The sequence below is a fragment of the Corallococcus terminator genome, from assembly GCF_003611635.1.
In the GTDB taxonomy this organism is placed as follows: domain Bacteria; phylum Myxococcota; class Myxococcia; order Myxococcales; family Myxococcaceae; genus Corallococcus; species Corallococcus terminator.
Genome location: NZ_RAVZ01000008.1, coordinates 46,430 through 64,483, shown reverse-complemented (window position 1 = coordinate 64,483; position 18,054 = coordinate 46,430). Strand labels below are relative to the sequence as shown.

General features: G+C 68.8%; 11 protein-coding genes. 3 read left to right on the top strand and 8 right to left on the bottom strand.

The features are described from left to right. The coding region (locus D7V88_RS02605; protein ID WP_244237930.1) for a rhomboid family intramembrane serine protease at positions 1–417 on the bottom strand (417 nt) is incomplete at its 3' end. A 240-nt stretch (positions 418–657) separates the two neighbouring features. Between D7V88_RS02605 and D7V88_RS02600 the strand changes: the two genes are divergently transcribed. Continuing rightward, positions 658–2,466, top strand: a complete 1,809-nt coding sequence (locus tag D7V88_RS02600) for an FHA domain-containing protein (protein ID WP_244237929.1) — start codon at positions 658–660, stop codon at positions 2,464–2,466. Positions 2,467–2,511: 45 nt separating this feature from the next. Beyond that, positions 2,512–3,105: a response regulator gene (locus D7V88_RS02595; RefSeq protein WP_014398871.1), complete on the top strand. Its 594-nt coding sequence runs from the start codon at positions 2,512–2,514 to the stop codon at positions 3,103–3,105. Here D7V88_RS02595 and D7V88_RS02590 read toward each other — a convergent pair. From D7V88_RS02590 to D7V88_RS02580, 3 genes are read right to left on the bottom strand one after another with little or no spacing between them, the layout of a single operon-like run. Continuing rightward, on the bottom strand, positions 3,102–3,866 hold the full coding sequence (locus D7V88_RS02590) for an enoyl-CoA hydratase/isomerase family protein (RefSeq protein WP_120538988.1): 765 nt from the start codon (positions 3,864–3,866) through the stop codon (positions 3,102–3,104). The two genes, D7V88_RS02595 and D7V88_RS02590, sit on opposite strands and share 4 nt — an antisense overlap. 27 nt (positions 3,867–3,893) lie before the next feature. After that, complete coding sequence (locus tag D7V88_RS02585; protein WP_120538987.1) at positions 3,894–4,106, bottom strand: biotin/lipoyl-binding carrier protein; 213 nt, start codon at positions 4,104–4,106, stop codon at positions 3,894–3,896. Between the two features lie 50 nt (positions 4,107–4,156). Beyond that, the gene (locus D7V88_RS02580; protein WP_120538986.1) at positions 4,157–5,506 is read right to left on the bottom strand and encodes an acetyl-CoA carboxylase biotin carboxylase subunit; all 1,350 of its coding nucleotides are present in this window, start codon (positions 5,504–5,506) and stop codon (positions 4,157–4,159) included. 173 nt (positions 5,507–5,679) lie between these two features. On the opposite strand from D7V88_RS02580, the gene D7V88_RS02575 reads away from it, so the two are divergent. Then, a complete protein-coding gene (locus tag D7V88_RS02575; protein WP_244237927.1) occupies positions 5,680–6,024 on the top strand; it encodes a hypothetical protein in 345 nt (114 codons plus the stop codon). Between the two features lie 9 nt (positions 6,025–6,033). Here D7V88_RS02575 and ftsZ read toward each other — a convergent pair whose 3' ends face one another. The 4 genes from ftsZ to D7V88_RS02555 all read right to left on the bottom strand — a co-directional run bounded on the left by ftsZ (position 6,034) and on the right by D7V88_RS02555 (position 17,986). After that, positions 6,034–7,263 (bottom strand): cell division protein FtsZ, encoded by a 1,230-nt coding sequence (ftsZ, locus tag D7V88_RS02570; RefSeq protein ID WP_120538984.1) that lies wholly within the window; start codon positions 7,261–7,263, stop codon positions 6,034–6,036. Between the two features lie 338 nt (positions 7,264–7,601). Further along, positions 7,602–15,524, bottom strand: coding sequence for an adventurous gliding motility protein AgmC (agmC, locus tag D7V88_RS02565; RefSeq protein WP_244237926.1), 7,923 nt, complete (start codon positions 15,522–15,524; stop codon positions 7,602–7,604). A 327-nt stretch (positions 15,525–15,851) separates the two neighbouring features. Further along, complete coding sequence (gene ftsA / locus D7V88_RS02560) at positions 15,852–17,087, bottom strand: cell division protein FtsA (RefSeq protein ID WP_120532012.1); 1,236 nt, start codon at positions 17,085–17,087, stop codon at positions 15,852–15,854. A gap of 41 nt (positions 17,088–17,128) precedes the next feature. Continuing rightward, the gene (locus D7V88_RS02555) at positions 17,129–17,986 is read right to left on the bottom strand and encodes a cell division protein FtsQ/DivIB (protein ID WP_120538983.1); all 858 of its coding nucleotides are present in this window, start codon (positions 17,984–17,986) and stop codon (positions 17,129–17,131) included. Positions 17,987–18,054: the final 68 nt, after the last annotated feature.

Below are 18,054 nucleotides of genomic sequence, written 5' to 3'. Positions count from 1 at the left end.
CAGGTGCCCCGCGTTGTCCACGCCCGCGCTCGTCCACCCGAGCCACAGGAAGACGAGCACCGTGGGCAGGGCGCTCTCCCCGGAGAACCACCGGAAGCGCGCCCCCGGCCCGTTTCGCGAGCGCCGCCCCAGCACCAGCAGCGCGCCCACGCAGCCGAACACGAGCCCCGACGCGCCCACGCTCACCGTGGGCGACCACCAGAGCGAGCCCGCCATGGTCGCAAGCCCCGCCACCCCGAGCAGCGCCAGGTAGTCCCACCAACGGCACGCCCGCTCCACCGCCGAGCCCACCACCGTGAACACCAGCAGGTTGAGTCCCAGGTGCAGCCCGTCCCGGTGCAGCAGGTTGGCCGCCACGAGCCGCCAGCCCTGGCCCACGTCCGTCACCAGGGGGCCCGTCTTGGCGCCCCATCGCACCAGTGCATCCACTCCAGGGGGGCCACCAGGCGCAAGGATGACGTACAGAATGGCCTGTGCCGCTACCAGTGCTACCGTGAGCCAAGGTAGCCTCGACTCCCCACCCTTTCCGGCCAATCGACCGATGGACAACACTGCCTCCCTGACCCTGGGATGGGCAAAAAACCCTGTTGTTCCCGGGGGATACATGGCTTGTCTCGGCAAAGGGCATTCTGCTATAGCTGTACTCGGACCGGACCCGTGCTGAAGCTCATCATCGAAGACGACGAGGGGCGCAAGACCGTTGTTCCCTTCGTGCGCGACGAAATCACCATTGGCCGTCAGGAGGGCAACACGATCCGCCTGACCGAGCGAAACGTGTCACGTCGACACGCTCGACTCGTGCGCCTCAATGGTCACGTCGTGCTCGAAGACCTGGGGAGCTACAACGGCACCCGGATCAACGGTGAACGCGTCGCAGGCCAGCTCCCTCTCAAGGAGGGCGACCTCATCCAGATCGGCGACTACGATCTGGCGCTGCAGGTCGAAGGCGCGGCCGCCACCGCCGCCCCTACTGGCGCCATCACCGCCAAGGTGCCTGCCTCCCGCCGGGCGGACCCCGACGACGAGGACGACGCCCCAGCGGCCGCCGCGGCGCGGGCCGACGAGGAGGAGGACGACGACGCCGAGGATGGCGACGAACACGACCACACGCCTCCGTCCGCGGAGATGCGGCGCAACGCCACCTCCATCATCCGCATGGATCAGATGGAGGCGGACCGCCCCCGCAAGGTGGAGCGCGTCCCGGAAGACGAGCAGCCCCGGCTGCTGGTGCTCGCCCCCACGGAGTTCAAGGGCCAGGAGTACGACTGCAACCGCACGGAGCTGCGGATCGGTCGCACGTCGGAGAACGACATCGCCCTGGACCACCGCTCGCTGTCCCGCACGCACGCGAAGATCGTGCGCGAGGAGACCGGCGAGTGGCGCGTCATCGACATGCAGTCGGCCAACGGGATGACGGTCAACGGCGAAAGCTACGCCCAGGCCACGCTGTCCCACGGCGACGTCATCGAGATGGGCCACGTGAAGCTGCGCTTCGTGGGCCCCGGCACGCTGGCGGAGGACATCGCCGCGCAGGGCCGCTCGGGTTCGAAGAAGATGCTGGTGACCGCGGCGGTCGCGTTCCTGTCCATCGCCGCGGGCGCCGCGCTCTTCGTCGTGAAGGGCGAGGAGTGGTTCGGCCCGTCGCCGACGCCTCCGCCGCCCGTCGTCGCCGACACCCCGCCGCCGGAGACGCCCCAGAAGCCCCCGGAGACCGTGACCGCGCCGACGCCGCCCGAGACGGCGCCCCCGGAGGCGCCGCCCGAAGTGAAGGTGACAGAGCAGGACTTCGAGACCGCGCTTGAGGGCGCTGACTTCGACAAGGCTCGCGCTGACCTGGAAACCCTACGGACTACGAAGGGTTTCACACCCAACAAGGTCAAGGAACTGCAGCAGCGCTTGAGCACGGAGACCAAGGCCAAGCAGCAGTTGGACCTCACCGAAGTTGCGCTCCAGAACAAGAGCCTCAAAGAGGCAACTGCAGCCTATGGGGCTGTCCCAAAAACCAAGTCTTTCGCCAGCCGAGCAGAAGCCCTGAAGAAGCAGCTTGATGACGCCACGCTCGCGTCACAGGCAGAGACGACTGGAACCGACGCCAACAAGCCTCAGGTCCCGTCGTCCGAGTTCATGCGAGGCAAGGATGTCGGCAGGGACATTGATGAGATCAAGGCGAAGGTCCGAAGCCTGAGCAAAGCCCAGGACACCATCAATGGTGCATTGGAAATCGCCAATGATTGCGCCCTGCTAGACCCCAGCCATCCCGAATGCCACCTGATGCTCGGCGTGGTGTACGCCAAGATGAAGGACTTCAAGATGAGCGAAAAGCATTACAAGGAGTTCCTCACGCTTACGCCTGATGGCTATCCCACAAGGGACAAAGTCATCAACGCGCTGAAAAGCCAGCAGGGCGACGGCTCCACGACGGCTCCCCTGCCTAAATCGCCCTCAGCCGTAACGAACGGCCAGTAACCCCCCCCCGCAGCACTTCCCTCAACCCTGCAGCGAGGAGACGCTGTGCAGATTCGCATCCTGGTAGTTGATGACGAGCAGGACAACTGCGACTACCTCAAGCTGGTGCTGACCCGAGAGGGCTACGAGGTGGTCACCACCACCGACCCCACCCAGACGGTGGACATCCTCCGGGGCTCTGACTTCCACCTCGTCATCCTCGACATGATGATGCCGCAGATGTCGGGCACCGAAGTGTTGGAGCTCATCCGCAAGTACGACACGGACATCGCGGTCATCGTCGCCACGGCCTATCCCACGGTGGATACGGCGGTCGCCTCGCTCAAGGCGCAGGCGTCCGACTACGTGAAGAAGCCCATGGAGCCGGAGCAGTTCACGGCCGCCGTGCGCAACGCCCTCCAGAAGAAGGGTCTGTCGCAGGACCCAGAGGCGGACCTTCACCGCGCTATAGGCCGCACCATCCGCGACGCCCGCAAGACGCAGGAGCTCACGCTCAAGCAGCTTGCCCGCCGCACCGGCCTGTCCGTGTCCCTGCTGTCGCAGATTGAACGCGCGGAATCCTCCGCGTCCATCTCGTCGCTCTACAAGATCGCCTCCGCGCTTCAGTTGCGGATGGGCGAGCTGTTCGGCGACACCTAGCGCCCGTTGAACAGGGGCGCGCGCTTTTCCAAGAAAGCCGCGCGCCCCTCCTTCGCATCCTCGCTGCCGAACGCCTCGCCGCGCACCTGACGCAGCCGCGCGACGTCCTCCGGAGCCAATCCGGAGCGCGCCAGCAGCCCGAACGCCTCCTTCATCCCCGTCACCGCCTTCGGGGCCTGCGCGGCCAGCGTCGCGCACAGCGCCAGCGCGCGTCCTTCCGCGTCCTCCAGGCACTCGTCCAGGAGCCCCCAGGCCAGCGCTTCGGGCGCCGGCAGCCTTCGCGCGGTGAGGAAGAGCTGCTTGGCCCGGGACAGCCCCACCAGCCGCACCGCCCGCGTCAGGCCCTCCGGCGAGTACACGATGCCCAGCCGGGCTGGGGGCATGAGGAAGAACGCGTCAGGAGCGCCCACACGGAAGTCGCAGGAGGCCGCCAGGTCGAAGCCCGCGCCCACCGCGCCCCCCTGCACCAGCGCCACCGACGGTACCGGGTGCCGCTCCAGCTTCAGCAGGCACGCCACCAGCGGGTCATCCGGCAGCCGTCCATCCGCGCCGGGCGGGCCCAGGTGCGTCAAATCGTAGCCCGCGCAGAAGTGCCCTCCCTGCCCGCGCACCAGCAGCACGCGGACGTGGGGGGCGGGCTCCAACGCCGCGTCCAGGCGGGCCAGCAGCGCGTCATTGAGGGCATTGCGCCGCGAGGGGTTGGAGACGGTGAGCACCCGGATGCCGCCCTCGCGGTCCTCGACTTCCAGCGTGGGCTCCATCGCCGTCTCCTGGAATCCGTGCCCGGACTACCCGAGCACCACGAGGACGTCGCCCTCGTTGACCGCCTGCGCTTCCTTGCAGCGGATCTCCTTCACCGTGCCGCCCTCCTCGGTCTCCACGGGCATCTCCATCTTCATCGACTCGAGGATGACGAGCGTGGTGCCGGGCTCCACCTTGTCGCCGACCTTCACCTCGATCTTCCACACCGTGCCTGTGATGTGCGCCGCAACGTCCGCCATGAACCAGTCCCTCCTCGGGTGTGAAAACGATGCGCGGCCTGCCCGCGCCCCTACGGCTTCGCGTGATGATCCAGGAAGTGCGTGTCCAGCTCCCCCGCGCTGAAGGCAGGGTCCTTCAGGATGCGCAGGTGCAGCGGGATGTTCGTCTTGATGCCTTCGATGCGGAAGCTCTCCAGCGCCTTCACCGCGCGGGCAATCGCCTCGTCGCGCGTGGCGCCGGTGATGATGAGCTTCGCGATCATCGGATCGTAGTTCGGCGTCACCACGTCGCCCTCGGCATAGCCCGAGTCCAGACGCACGCCCTCGCCCGTGGGCGGCTGGTACACCTTCAGCGGGCCGGGGGACGGGAAGTACTTCACCGGGTCTTCCGCGTAGATGCGGAACTCCAGCGCCGCGCCCCTGCGCTTCACGTCCTCCTGCTTCACCGTCAGCTTCTCACCTGCGGCGATCCTCAACTGCCAGCCGATGAGGTCCAGGCCCGTGGTCAGCTCCGTCACCGGGTGCTCTACCTGGAGCCGGGCGTTCATCTCGATGAAGTACACCTGCCCGTCCGAGTACAGGAACTCCACCGTGCCCGCGTTCGCGTAGCCGAACGCCCTGGCCGCGGTGACGGCCGCCGTGAAGAGCTGCTCCGACAGCGCGGCGTTCTTCCCGTTCGCGAACAGCACCGACGGGGCCTCCTCCACCACCTTCTGGTGCCGGCGCTGGATGGAGCACTCGCGCTCCAGGCCGTGGATGAGGTGGCCGTGGGTGTCCCCGAGAATCTGCACCTCGATGTGGCGGGGCGCCGGGAAGTAGCGCTCCAGGTACACGCCCTCGCGGCCGAAGGCGGCCTTCGCGCGGTCCGTGCACTGGCGGTAGACCTTCTCCAGCTCCGCGGGGTTGTTCGCCGCCGCCATGCCGATGCCGCCACCGCCGCTGGCGGCCTTGCACAGCACCGGGTAGCCGATGCGCCCCGCGGCCTCCAGGGCGCTCTGCACGTCCGGCAGCACGCCGTCGCTGCCCGGCACCACCGGCACGCCCGCGGCGGACACCAGCTTGCGCGCCTGGCTCTTGTCCTTCATCCGCGCCATGGCCTCCGGCGGCGGCCCCACGAACACCAGGCCCGCGTCCGCGCACGCCTGCGCGAACTCGCCGTTCTCCGACAGGAAGCCGTAGCCGGGGTGCACGGCCTGCGCGCCCGTCTTCTTCGCCGCCTCCAGGATGGCGGGGATGCTCAGGTAGCTGTCCCTGGCCGGCGCGGGACCGATGCGCACCGCTTCGTCCGCCTCCTTCACGAAGGGCAGCGTCGCGTCCGCGTCCGAGTGCACGGCGACCGTCTTGACCCCCATGCCCCGGGCGACCGTCCCGATGCGGCGCGCGATTTCACCCCGATTGGCGATCAGCAGCTTCTGGAACATGGCGGAGACCCCGGCGTTGCGAAGGGCGGCCAAACTAACCCCCACCCCCCTGGCTGACAAGCGCTCGGGCAGGCGCGCAACAGGTCCGTACAGTCCCGTAAATTTGCGGGGTTGAGCAGCCCTGACGTACCTTGCCCGACGTGAAGCCTCCTTCGACAGGAACGGAAGGCGTCGTGGACCTGCATGGTGCCCGTCGCGCTCGCCGTCTGGATTTGTACCGCACCCGGCTCAACGAGCGGGTGCAGGACACTCGCGCCAATCTGGTGACGCTCTACCAGGGTGGCACCCTCTTCACGCCCGACGGCACGAAGCAGGGCCGCTCGCTCCTGAAGGCCCTCCAGTTGCTGCAGCGCGTGGGCATCAAGCTGGAGGAGCTGGGTGGAACCGGCGTGCTGCCCGCCCCCCGTGCGTCGGAGCGCATCGACGCGCTCTACGACGAGGTGGACGGCCTGTTCACCCGCTGTGACCGCCTCACCGGCCGGGGCACGGCGAGCGTCGCCCGCCTCCCCCGCCGCTAGGCCTTCGCCTTACGGCAGTTCCGTCTGGCCCTGACGGCGCAGGAACGTGGGGATGTCGAACTGATCCTCGTCCAGGGGCAGCGCCGCGTCCTTCACCACCGACGTGCGCGCGCTCTGCATGGAGGACTTCGGGTTCTCCACCGTGGACATGGCCGGACGGGGCGTGCTCTTCGCGGGGACCAGGCTGGCCACCTCCTCGCGGGAGGAGGACAGCACCGACGGCGCGGGACGGCTGGACAGCGGCACCTGGACCACCTGCGCCATGGGCCGCATCTTGGCCGCTTCACGGTGCACGAACCCCGTGGCGATGATGGTGATCTTCACCTCGTCCTGGATCTGCTCGTCGATGAGCGACCCGAAGATGATCTCCGCCTCGCCGTCCGCCGCGTCGTGCACCAGCGTCAGCGCCTCGTTGACCTCCTGCAGGGTCATGTCGCGGCCGCCCGTGATGTTGATGAGCAGGCCGGTGGCGCCGTCGATGGAGACATCCTCCAGCAGCGGGCTGGAGATGGCCTGCTGCATGGCGATGACCGCGCGCCGGTCGCCGCAGGCGTTGCCCGTGCCCATGAGCGCCAGGCCCTTGTCGCTCATGATGGTCTTCACGTCCGCGAAGTCCACGTTGATGTAGCCGTGGTACTGGATGAGGTCGCTGATGCCCTGCACGGCGTTGAGCAGGACCTCGTCCGCGCGCTTGAACGTCTCCAAGAGCGGCATGGGCTCATTGGAGAGCGACAGCAGGCGCTGGTTGGGGATGGTGATGAGCGTGTCCACCGCGGCCTTGAGCTCCACGATGCCCTGCTCGGCCTGCTTGCGGCGCTTGTTGCCTTCGAAGAGGAACGGCTTGGTGACGACGCCGACGGTGAGGCAGCCCAGGCTCTTGGCGATGTCCGCGATGATGGGCGCGGCGCCCGTGCCGGTGCCACCGCCCATGCCGGCCGTCACGAAGACCATGTCGGCGCCTTCCAGCACCGCGGCGATTTGATCGCGCGACTCCAGCGCGGCCTCACGGCCCATCTCCGGGTTGGCGCCGGCGCCCAGCCCCTTCGTGAGGGCCTGGCCAAGCTGCAGACGGGTGGGCGCCTTGCTGGCGGCGAGCGCCTGGACATCGGTGTTGGCGGCGATGAAATCGACGCGATCCAGCTTCGACAGAATCATGGTGTTGACCGCGTTGCAGCCCGCCCCGCCCGCGCCCACGACACGAATCTTCGCGGCCTGCTTGTTCTGCTCGAACTGGTCCATGTCGTTCCTCTTGGCGGAAGCACCCCAGCGCCGTCCGCGATGACTGCCGCCTTCGACAATCATCAGGAAGTCGGGCGCTTTGGCAAGTATTCCGCTACCAGCCTGTAGCGCCCTGCTGCGGTGTCGAGTCCTGACGCCCACTTACGCGCGCGGCGGAAGCGGTCATGCGTGCGCGTCGGTGGGTGAAACGCCCTCTTGACTCGCGCGCATGACTCGCCGTGGTCGGTTGGGCGTGCCTCGCGCGCCTGGGGACGTGTGAAGACGGGGTCCGGATGACGAAAAGGCCCGGCTCCCTCTACGGGAACCGGGCCTTCGCGTTCAAGCACGACGGTGAAGCGCTACGGGGCCGGACGCTCGATTTCGACCTTGCCCAGCTTCAGGATGTTGAACTCCACGCGGCGGTTGTTCTCCCGGCCCGCGGCCGTCTTGTTGGTGTCCACCGGCTTGGTCTCACCGAAGCCCTCGGACTCCAGGCGCTCCGCGGCGATGCCTTCGTTCACCAGGAACGTGCGCACGTTGGCGGCGCGGCGCTTGGACAGGTCCAGGTTGGCGGCGTCCTTGCCCTGGTCGTCCGTGTGACCCTCGATGCGCAGCAGCTCCACCTGCGGGTTGGCGCGCAGCACGGCGGCCACCTGCTTCAGCAGCGGGAACGAGCGCGGCAGGATGATGTCCTTGCTCGTGGCGAAGTAGACCTTCTCCAGGATGAAGATGCGCTCACCCTCGACGGTCACCTTGACCTTGCCCTTGTCCGGGCAGCCGTCCTCGTCATCCACGCCGTTGATGGTCTCCGGCTCCAGCGGGCACTTGTCCGCCGTGTCCGGGATGCCGTCGCGGTCGTTGTCCGGATCCGGGCAGCCGTCCTCGTCCTGGAACCCGTCCTTGTCCTCGGGCGCGTTCGGGCACTTGTCGTCCGGATCCATCAGGCCGTCACCGTCGGTGTCCACCGGCGCGGGCGGAGGCGGCGCGGGCTTCGTGTCCGGGCAACCGTCGGCGTCCTCGTAGCTGTTGAACGTCTCCGGCTCGTTCGGGCACTTGTCCGCCACGTCCGGGATGCCGTCGTTGTCGTTATCCGGGTCCGCGCAGCCATCCGCGTCCTGGAAGCCGTCGAAGTCCTCCGGACCTTCCGGGCACACCGGCCGGGGAGGCGCCGGGGCACGGTCAGGCGTGCTGTAGCTGAGGCCCGCGAGCACGCGGAAGGTGGGCGTGCCATAGCCGTGCGTCAGGCCCGGGCCCGCGCCCACGTGGGCGGCGAGCCCACTGGTGGCGCGGTACTTCAGCGCCGCCAGCAGCTCCAGGGGGATCTCCTCTTCATCCTGCTGCTTGAAGCCCAGCGCGCCCGCCAGCGTGGCTTCCACGGCCAGGGGCACCTTGCCCAGTTCGAACGGCACCTGCGCGCCCAACCCGTACGCCAGCGCGCTGCCGGTGTTCAGGTTGCGCAGTTGCTGCGACTTGCGCAGGTCCACGCCCACGTTGGCCAGCACCCGGAAGCGACGGCCGTACTCGGCCACCAGGCGCGGGTTCACGGACACGCCCGACCCGCCGAGGAAGTCCGAGGCACCGCCGGTGGGCAGTGACACGGGCACCGCCAGCGACAGGCCGTAGCTCTCACCTTCCAGCAGCCGCGCCTTCGGGATGAGGCGCAGGTCGCCGATGCCGCCACCGCTCACCCCGTTGGCGAAGGAGGGGTCCACCGCCGGCGAGTTCTCTGAGCCCTGGATGGTGATGGGCAGCACGACGCCGATTTCGAAGCGGTCGAGGAAGCCCACCGCGCCCATCAGGTCCACGCCCACCTGGCTCTTCACCAGGGAGGTGACGTACTCGTCCTTGCGGGGGTCGAAGAAGTTGAGCGGCTTGTCGGCGTAGTTGACCGAAAGCCCCACGTTCCACCCCAGGTGCCGCTGCACCTTCGCGCCGTGCATGCCGAGCACGTCCGACACGCCCGGACCCGGCTTGTACTGCTGCACGTCGATGGCCTGCGACACCGCCCCGGCCTGGGCCAGGGCTGCCGGGGCCGCGAAGAGCGCGGCCACGAACATGGCGACCGCCCCACCCGCGCGGGCCAGGAGCTGCCCGGCCTTGCGGAAGCGGCGCCCCACCAGGGGCAGGGCCAGCAGCATCAGCGCGAAGGGCGCCAGCGAGCCCGTCCCACCCGTGCTGCAGCCATGGCCCACGACGAGGAAGTCGTCGTTGGCGTCGAGCGGATCGGAGCCGCCCTGCACTTCCGTGCCGTCGTCGATGCCGCCCTGGTCGGTGTCCTTCATCGTCGGATCCGTCTCCGTGGCGTCGCGGCGACCGTCGTGGTTGGCGTCTTCCGCGCCGTCCTTCAGGCCGTCACCGTCCGTGTCCGGGTTCTTCGGATCCGTCTTCGTCGAAGGATCCGCGTCCGGCTTGAAGTTCGGAGACGTCTGGTCGGTGCCCGGAGGCGCGTTCTCGCGGGTGACGCCCAGCTCCGTACCGTCGTTGATGCCGTCGTTATCGCTGTCCGGGTCCAGCGCGTCGATGATGCCGTCGCCGTCCGTGTCGGTCAGGCCGTCGATGCCGTCCGGCACGCCGTCGTCGTCGGAGTCGGCGTCGAACGGATCCGTACCGGCTTCGTTCTCCCGCGCGTTGCTGATGCCGTCGCCGTCCGCGTCGCTGTCATCCGCGGGGTTGTTCGGATCCGTCTCCAGCACGTCCACGCGGCCGTTGTGGTTCGCGTCCTCGATGCCGTCGAACACGCTGCCACCGTCGGTGTCCTTGTTGAGCGGGTTCGTCTTCGTGTCGGGATCCTGGTCCACGACGAACTTCGTCGGGTCGGTGTCCATGCCCTGCGGCGTGGTGAGGCCCAGCTCCAGGCCGTCCGTCAGGCCGTCGCCGTCCGTGTCGATGCTGTTCGGATCCGTCTCCGTGGGGTCCACGAAGCCGTCGTGGTTGGCGTCCTCGTTGCCGTCCGTGAGGCCGTCGTCATCCGAGTCGTCGTCCAGCGGGTTCGTCTTCGTCGCGGGGTCCTTGTCCGCCACGAACTTCGTCGGGTCGGAGTCGTCGCCCTGGGGCTCGGTGAGGCCCAGCTCCACGCCGTCCGTCAGGCCGTCACCGTCGGTGTCCGCCTCGTTCGGGTCCGTCTCGTCCGCATCGACGAGGCCGTCGTGGTCCTTGTCCTCATTGCCGTCGGTGATGCCGTCGTCATCCGAGTCGTCGTCCAGCGGATCCGTCCCGCCGACCTTGACCTCGACGCCGTCGGGGATGCCGTCGCCGTCCGTGTCCGGGTTGTTCGGATCGGTGCCGATGATGGACTCCTCCGCGTCCGGCAGGCCGTCGTTGTCCGTGTCCACGGTTCCCGTCGAATCCACCGTGAAGGAGGTGGTCGCGGTCGAGCTCGTCTCCGTCCCGTCCGTGGACACCGCCGTCACCGTGTACGTGCCGTCAGACAGGGGGCCGGGCAGCGCCTGGCTCCAGTTGCCCGAAGCGTCCACCGGGATGGGGCCGTAGCTGGTCCCCTGGAAGGTAACCGTCACGCTCGTCGCGTTCGCGGACGTGCCCGTCACCGTCACCGTGGTGGCGGTGAGGGTCGAACCATTGGCCGGCGAGGTGATGGCCACCGTCGGCGACGTCACGTTCACCGTGAAGCTGGAGGTCGCGGTGGGGCTGGTGTTGCCCGCCGCGTCCTCGGCCACCGCGGTCACGGTGTACGCGCCGTTGGCCAGCGGGCCCGGGAGCACCTGGCTCCAGTTGCCCGAGGCGTCCACCGCGATGGGGCCGTAGTTGGTGCCCTGGAAGGTGACCGTCACGGACGTGGCGCCCGTGGACGTACCCGTCACCGTCACCGTGTCGGTGCCAACCGTGGAACCATTGGCCGGCGTGGTGATGGCGACCGTCGGCGCGGTCAGGTCCACCGTGAAGGTGGTGCTCTCGGGCGCGCTCTCGTTGCCCGCCGCGTCCACGGCCACCGCGGTCGCGGTGTACGTGGTGCCATCGGTCAGGGTCCCCGGGGTCGTGAAGGTCCAGTTGCCCGCCGCATCCACGGGGACGGAGTAGTCCGTGCCCTCGAAGGTCAGCGTCACGGACGTGGCGCCCGTGGAGGTGCCCGTCACCGTCACCGTGTTCGTGTTGACCACCGCGCCGTCGGCGGGCGCGGTGATGTCGACCGTGGGCGCCGTCAGGTCCACCTCGAAGGTGGTGTCGTCAGGCGAGCTCTCGTTGCCCGCCGCGTCCGTGGACACCGCGGTCACGGTGTACGTGCCATCGGTGAAGCTCAGGGGCAGCAGGTAGCTCCAGTTGCCCGCGCCATCCACCGGGATGGGGCCGTAGTTCGTACCGCCGTAGGTGAGCGTCACGGACGTGGCGCCCGTGGAGGTGCCCGTCACCGTCACGGTGTCGGAGTTGAGGACCGTGCCGTCCACCGGCGTGCTGATGGCCACCGTCGGGGGCGTCAGGTCCACCGTGAAGGTGGAGGTCGCGGGGGGGCTCTCGTTGCCCGAAGCGTCCTCGGCCACCACGGTCACGGTGTACGAGCCCTCGGTCAGGGGGCCGGGCAGCGCCTGGCTCCAGTTGCCGGAGGCATCCACCGCGATGGGGCCGTACTCCGCACCCTCGAAGGTGAGCGTCACGAACGTCGCGCCACCGCCGGTCGTGCCCGTCACCGTCACCGTGTCGGTGCCGACGGACGTGCCATTGGCCGGCGTGCTGATGGCCACCGACGGTCCGGTCAGGTCCACCGTGAAGGTGGAGGTCGCGGGCGTGCTCTCGTTGCCCGCCGCGTCCGCGGACACGGCCGTGACGGTGTACGACTGTTCGGTCAGCGTGACCGGAGGCTGGAAGCTCCAGTTGCCGGACGCATCCACCGCGATGGGGCCGTAGTTGGTGCCCTCGAAGGTCAGCGTCACGGACGTCGCGCCCGTGGACGTACCCGTCACCGTCACGGTGGAGGTACCAATCGTGGAGCCGTCGGCCGGCGTGCTGATGGCGACCGTCGGGGCCGTCAGGTCCAGGGTGAAGTTGGTCGTCGCGGTGGGGCTGGTGTTGCCCGCCGCGTCCGTGGACGTGGCCGTCACGGTGTAGGAGTCCTCGGCCAGCGGACCCGGCAACGTGTAGCTCCAGTTACCCGAGGCATCCACCGCGATGGGGCCGTAGCTCGTGTTGTCGAAGGTGAGCGTCACGAACGAAGCGCCACCGGAGGTCGTGCCCGTCACCGTCACCGTGGGGGTGTTGATGGTGGAGCCGTTGGCCGGCGTGCTGATGGCCACCGCCGGAGCCGTCTGATCCACCGTGAAGGTGGAGGTCGCCGTGGTGCTGTTGGTCGTGCCGTTCGTGGACACCGCCGTCACGGTGTACGTGCCATCGGCCAGGGGGCCGGGCAGCGCCTGGCTCCAGTTGCCGCCGGTCACCGTGATGGGACCGTAGTTGGTGCCCTGGAACGTGACCGTCACGCTCGTCGCGTTCGTGGCCGTGCCTGTCACCGTCACGTTCGGGTTGGTCGTCGTGGAGCCGTTGGCCGGGGTGCTAATGGCTACCGTGGGCGTCGCGGGGACCGCCACCGTGAAGGTGGAGGTCGCCGTGGAGCTGTTCGTCGTGCCGTTCGTGGAGACCGCCGTCACCGTGTACGTGCCGTTGGCCAGCGGGCCCGGGAGCGCCTGGCTCCAGGCGCCGCCCGTCACTGCGATGGGACCGTAGTTGGTGCCCTGGAAGGTGATCGTCACGGAGGTCGCGTTCGCGGCCGTGCCCGTCACCGTCACATTCGGGTTCGTCACCGTCGAGCCGTTCGCCGGGGTGCTGATGGCCACCGTGGGCCCCGCCACAGTGAAGGTGGAGGACGCCGTGGTGCTGTTCGTGCCGTAGGTATTCGTGGAGACCGCCGTCACGGTGTACGTGCCATTGGCCAGCGGGCCCGGGAGCGCCTGGCTCCAGTTACCGCCGGTCACCGTGATGGGGCCGTAGTTCGTGCCCTGGAAGGTCACCGTGACAGTGGTCGCGTTCGCGGCCGTACCCGTCACCGTCACCGTGGGGTTGGTGACCGTCGCGCCGTTGGCCGGCGTGGTGATGGCCACCGTCGGCGCCGGCACGTTCACCGTGAAGGTGGAGGAGGCCGCGGTGCTGTTCGTCGTGCCATTCGTGGAGACCGCCGTCACCGTGTACGTGCCATTGGCCAGCGGGCCCGGGAGCGCCTGGCTCCAGTTACCGCCGGTCACCGTGATGGGGCCGTAGTTGGTGCCCTGGAACGTCACCGTCACGGAGGTCGCGTTCGCGGCCGTACCCGTCACCGTCACGTTCGGGTTCGTCACCGTCGAGCCGTTGGCCGGGGTGCTGATGGCCACCGTCGGGCCCGCCACCGTGAAGGTGGAGGACGCCTGGGTGCTGTTCGTCGTGCCGTTCGTGGAGACCGCCGTCACCGTGTACGTGCCGTTGGCCAGCGGACCCGGGAGCGCCTGGCTCCAAGCGCCGCCGGTCACCGTGATGGGACCGTAGTTGGTGCCCTGGAACGTCACCGTCACGGAGGTCGCGTTCGCGGCCGTACCGCTCACCGTCACCGTGGGGTTGCTAACCGTCGAGCCGTTGGCCGGAGTGGTGATGGCCACCGTCGGCGTCGGCGCGCCCGTCACCGTGAAGGTGTTGGTGTTGCTCGGGGCGCTCTCGACGCCACTGGTCACCGTGACCGCATAAACGGTGTGCGCCGCCAGGCTCAGCGGTGTCGACGGCGTGAAGGTGAAGTTGCCCGCCGCATCGGACGTCACCGTCACGGCCTGCGGCTGGCCGTCGATGTAGATGCGGACGGTCTGATTCGGGCTCGGCGTCGTCCCCGTGATGGGGGGCGTGGTGTTCGACGTGGACGAACCATTGGCCGGCGTCAGCACCGTGGGAGCCGGGCCCATGGTGATGACACCCGGGTTGCCCGGCACCGAGCCGTAGGTCGCACCATCCGGAGCCGAGGCCGTGGGTTGGGTGCCCGCGAGTCCTCCCGCGACGGACGGGGGGCAGGAGTAGGAGCTGGCCTGCAAGTGGATGTTGCCACCACCACCACCGCCGCCTGTGCCGTGTGGCGACGCAACGAAGATGCTGTTACCGCCATTGCCACCCTTCGCGGACAGCGCGCCGGAGCAGGACAGGGCGCCCGTGAACCGCAGGGAAAGGGTACCGCCCGCGCCACCACCACCCGCCGCGTCGTTCTCGGAGGCGAGCGCCCCAACGCCGTCCGCCGTGATGCTGCCCGCTCCCGCGAGCGACGCGCCGCGCACGAACACGATGCCACCCGCATTGCCGCCGCCGGTGCCCGTGCCGTCATTGCCATGACCAGAACCGCCACCGCCTCCGAAGAGGGCGCGCGTCGCCGGGCTGAAGAGCATCCGGCCACCGGGCAGGCCACCCACCGCGCGCGCCGGGCCGGTGTCACCCGTCCACGTCCGACCACCGATGCCACCCGCACCGCCGTTGCCACCACCGCCGCCACCAGAGTTGTGGCACACACCACCACCACCGGCGTTGAGGGTGTTACCCCGGCCCGAGAGGGGCGCGGTCTGCAGGAACACCGTGGGCGGCTTGTAGCGGGCCGGCACGAGCCCCTCGCCCTTCATGGCCCCCTCGGGATTGGCCAGGTCCAATGCGGTGGCGGGGCAGTTATCGCCGTCACCGTTGAAGTAATCCGCGCCGCGGAATCCCGCGCCCGTGGCGGAGATGGTGCCGTTGTTCTGCACCGCCCCCGTGGCGAAGAAGATGGCGATGCCACCCACGTTGTCGTTGATGTCCGCGCTGGACCACGGCCGGGCCACGATGCTCGCGCCCGCGTTGATGGTCACCGTCGTGTACTCGGGCACTCGGATGGCCTGTGCCGACGTTCGAGTGGCCGTCGCGCTCGTGCCACCCGTGAACGCCGCCGTGAGCGGCGTGCCCGTGAAGGTCAGGCGCGTGCCCGTCAGCGCCGTCACACGCACGAATTGCCAGTTGCCCACCGCGTTCGCGTTGAAGTCGAACGGGCCCGCCGCGCCCGAGGTCACCGTGCCGGTGAAGCCCGTGGACTGGTACACCATGACCAGGTCGCCGACGGCGAAGCCCGTGGTGTCCGTCACGGCGACGAACGTCTGGGCCACGGGGGCATTGGCGGTCAGCCGGGCGTACGTGTTGACCACCGTGTTGGCGGCGTTGACGGTCAGCGCGCCGTTGTGGCCGTTGCCCAGGCCGAACGTGTCCGGTTCGGCCATCGCCGGCGGCGCCATGAACACGGCGCACAGCAGGGCCAGGAGGCCCGCGGCGGAGCGGCGAACTCCCGGAAGGGGCGTCAGCAACCGCATCATCTTTTGTGGAGTCATAAGGTCAGGGGCTCGCGGGAACAGCGGGATGGTTCCGAGGGCCTGAAGCCCCCCTAGCAAGCCGGGCGCCATCCTCTGTCGGATTTTCATTCCCACCAAATCCGGGCACTTGCGCGGCTTGCCCAGCGTCCTTACGAGCGGCGTCCGGAAGGTGGATCCAGATTCCAGAATCTGGAACTACTTCCCGCGTCGCTTCCTGACGCGTCAGCGTGCGCCGTTGACGCGTCCGCCCTACCCCCCACGTCCCCCCAGGAACGCGAAAGGGCCCCCCGAAGGGAGCCCTGACTCAGCGCGGCATCACGCCGGGTGTTGCTAGAAGATCTCTTCCAGCCACTCGCGCATCCGGCCCTTCACCTTCTTGTAGACGTTGCTGTCCTCGCGGTTGCGGAACATGCGGCGGTCCATGTGCCGGGCGCCGTAGACGACCAGGCCCACGCCCGTCGCGTACATGGGGCTCTTCACCACGTCCACCAGACCGCCGATGCCGCGCGGCATGCCCCGGCGCACCGGCAGGCCCAGCACCTCTTCGGCCAGCTCCGGCATGCCCGCGAGCAGCGTGGAGCCGCCCGTGATGACGATGCCGGACGCGAGCAGGTCCTCGTAGCCGCACTTCTGGATTTCGCGGTGGACGAGTTGGAAGATCTCCTCCACGCGCGGCTCGAGAATCTCCGAGAGGATCTGCCGGCCCAGGACGCGCGGCTGACGGCCGCCCACGCTGGGCACTTCGATCGTCTCGTCCTTGTTGATCATGGACGCGAGCGCGCAGCCGTACTTCTGCTTGATGCGCTCGGCCTCGTGCGCGGGGGTGCGCAGGCCGATGGCGATGTCGCTCGTCAGGTTGTTGCCGCCCAGGGCAATCACGGCCGTGTGGACAATGGAGCCGCCGGAGAAGATGGCGATGTCCGTGGTGCCGCCGCCGATGTCGACGAGGCACACGCCCAGCTCCTTCTCGTCCTCGCTCAGCACCGCCTCCGCGGAGGCCAGCGGCTGGAGCACGATGTCGGAGACATTGAGCCCCGTGCGGTTCGCGCACTTGACGATGTTCTGCGCGCTGGAGACGGCGCCCGTGACGATGTGCACCTTCGCCTCCAGGCGCACGCCGGCCATGCCCAGGGGCTCCTTGATGCCGCCCTGGTCGTCGATGATGAACTCCTGGGGCAGGACGTGGATGACCTCCCGGTCCAGGGGGATGGCCACCGCCTTCGCGGCGTCGATGACGCGCGCGATGTCCGCCTCGCGGACCTCCTTGTCCTTCACCGCGACGATGCCCTGGGAGTTGAAGCCCTTGATGTGGCCGCCGGCGATCCCCGTGTACACGTGGGAGATCTCCGCCCCGGCCATCAATTCGGCTTCCTCCACGGCGCGCCGGATGGACGACACCGTGGCCTCGATGTTCACCACGACGCCCTTGCGCAATCCCTTCGACGGATGCGTGCCGATGCCGATGATGTCGATCCCGCTATCGGTCAGCTCGCCGACGATGGCGCAGATCTTCGTCGTGCCGATGTCGAGGCCGACGATGATCTCCCCCGACTTCTGCTTCGCCATGAAACCTCCCAGGCCCCTTCACTCTCGTGAAGGAAGCATCCTCACTGCGTCGAGCCCCCGCTCCTGACGGAGTCGGACCCGCTCGAAAGCCTCACCGCCACCCAACCCGGTCGGGCACGGTTATCCAGGCGAATGATCTCGGCCGCAAGCCCCCTTGTGCTGAGCTCGCGACGAACGCGCGCCAGCCGCTGGAGCTTGACTTCCGTATCGCCCGCGCCGAGGCGCACCTCCTGCCCCGTCGCCGTCACCAGCGCAAGCCCGCTGTTCTCCAGGCGCACCTCGGACAGACGCTCGGATCGCCCCGGCAACAGCCGTGCATAAGCACGGGTTACATCCAAAGCCTCGCGGAAGCGCGCACGCACCGCGTCCGCGTCCGCGACGTACGCGTCGCGCTCCAACCCCGTGACGAGCGGCAGGTCCAGCCCGTCCCCCGGGGTGACGCGCTTGAAGGGCTCGCCCTCCTCGTCCAGCACGTACAGGTCGCCCAGCACCACCAGTGCCGCTGGCGCATGCTCCGACACCTCCACCGACACCCCACGCGGAAACCGCCGCGTCACCTCCACCGTGCGCACCCAGGGGTGCTGGCCCATGGCCTTCGCCAGCGCCGCCGCGTCCAGCGACCACAGGTTCTGCCCCGCCGCCAGCCCCGACAGCTTCAACAGCTCCGGGCGCGAGGCCCGCTCCAGCCCGGTGAACGTCACGGACTCCAGCGCGAAGCGCGGAGACACCCGCGCCCAGGCGCGCAGTTCGATGCTGCCCCACACCAGCGCCGCCGTCGCCACCGTCAGCCCCAACGCCTTCGCCACCCGGGGCCCATGCGAGCGCACGGCGCCCTTCACCGCGGTGTTGCGCGATGCGGCGTCCTGGTGCCGGCGTTTCTTGTTCTTACCGAAGGCCATGGGGAGGGATGCGCATGCTGCGTGCGGACACTGCTTGACGCCAGTTTTTGGCTACAGGCACGTCGCTG

Excerpts from the sequence above, each read along its gene's own strand:
- agmC (WP_244237926.1), bottom strand. The coding sequence starts at position 15,524 with ATGATGCGGTTGCTGACGCCCCTTCCGGGAGTTCGCCGCTCCGCCGCG.
- ftsA (WP_120532012.1), bottom strand. The coding sequence starts at position 17,087 with ATGGCGAAGCAGAAGTCGGGGGAGATCATCGTCGGCCTCGACATCGGC.
- D7V88_RS02585 (WP_120538987.1), bottom strand. The coding sequence starts at position 4,106 with ATGGCGGACGTTGCGGCGCACATCACAGGCACGGTGTGGAAGATCGAG.
- D7V88_RS02580 (WP_120538986.1), bottom strand. The coding sequence starts at position 5,506 with ATGTTCCAGAAGCTGCTGATCGCCAATCGGGGTGAAATCGCGCGCCGC.
- D7V88_RS02555 (WP_120538983.1), bottom strand. The coding sequence starts at position 17,986 with ATGGCCTTCGGTAAGAACAAGAAACGCCGGCACCAGGACGCCGCATCG.
- ftsZ (WP_120538984.1), bottom strand. The coding sequence starts at position 7,263 with ATGGACCAGTTCGAGCAGAACAAGCAGGCCGCGAAGATTCGTGTCGTG.
- D7V88_RS02590 (WP_120538988.1), bottom strand. The coding sequence starts at position 3,866 with ATGGAGCCCACGCTGGAAGTCGAGGACCGCGAGGGCGGCATCCGGGTG.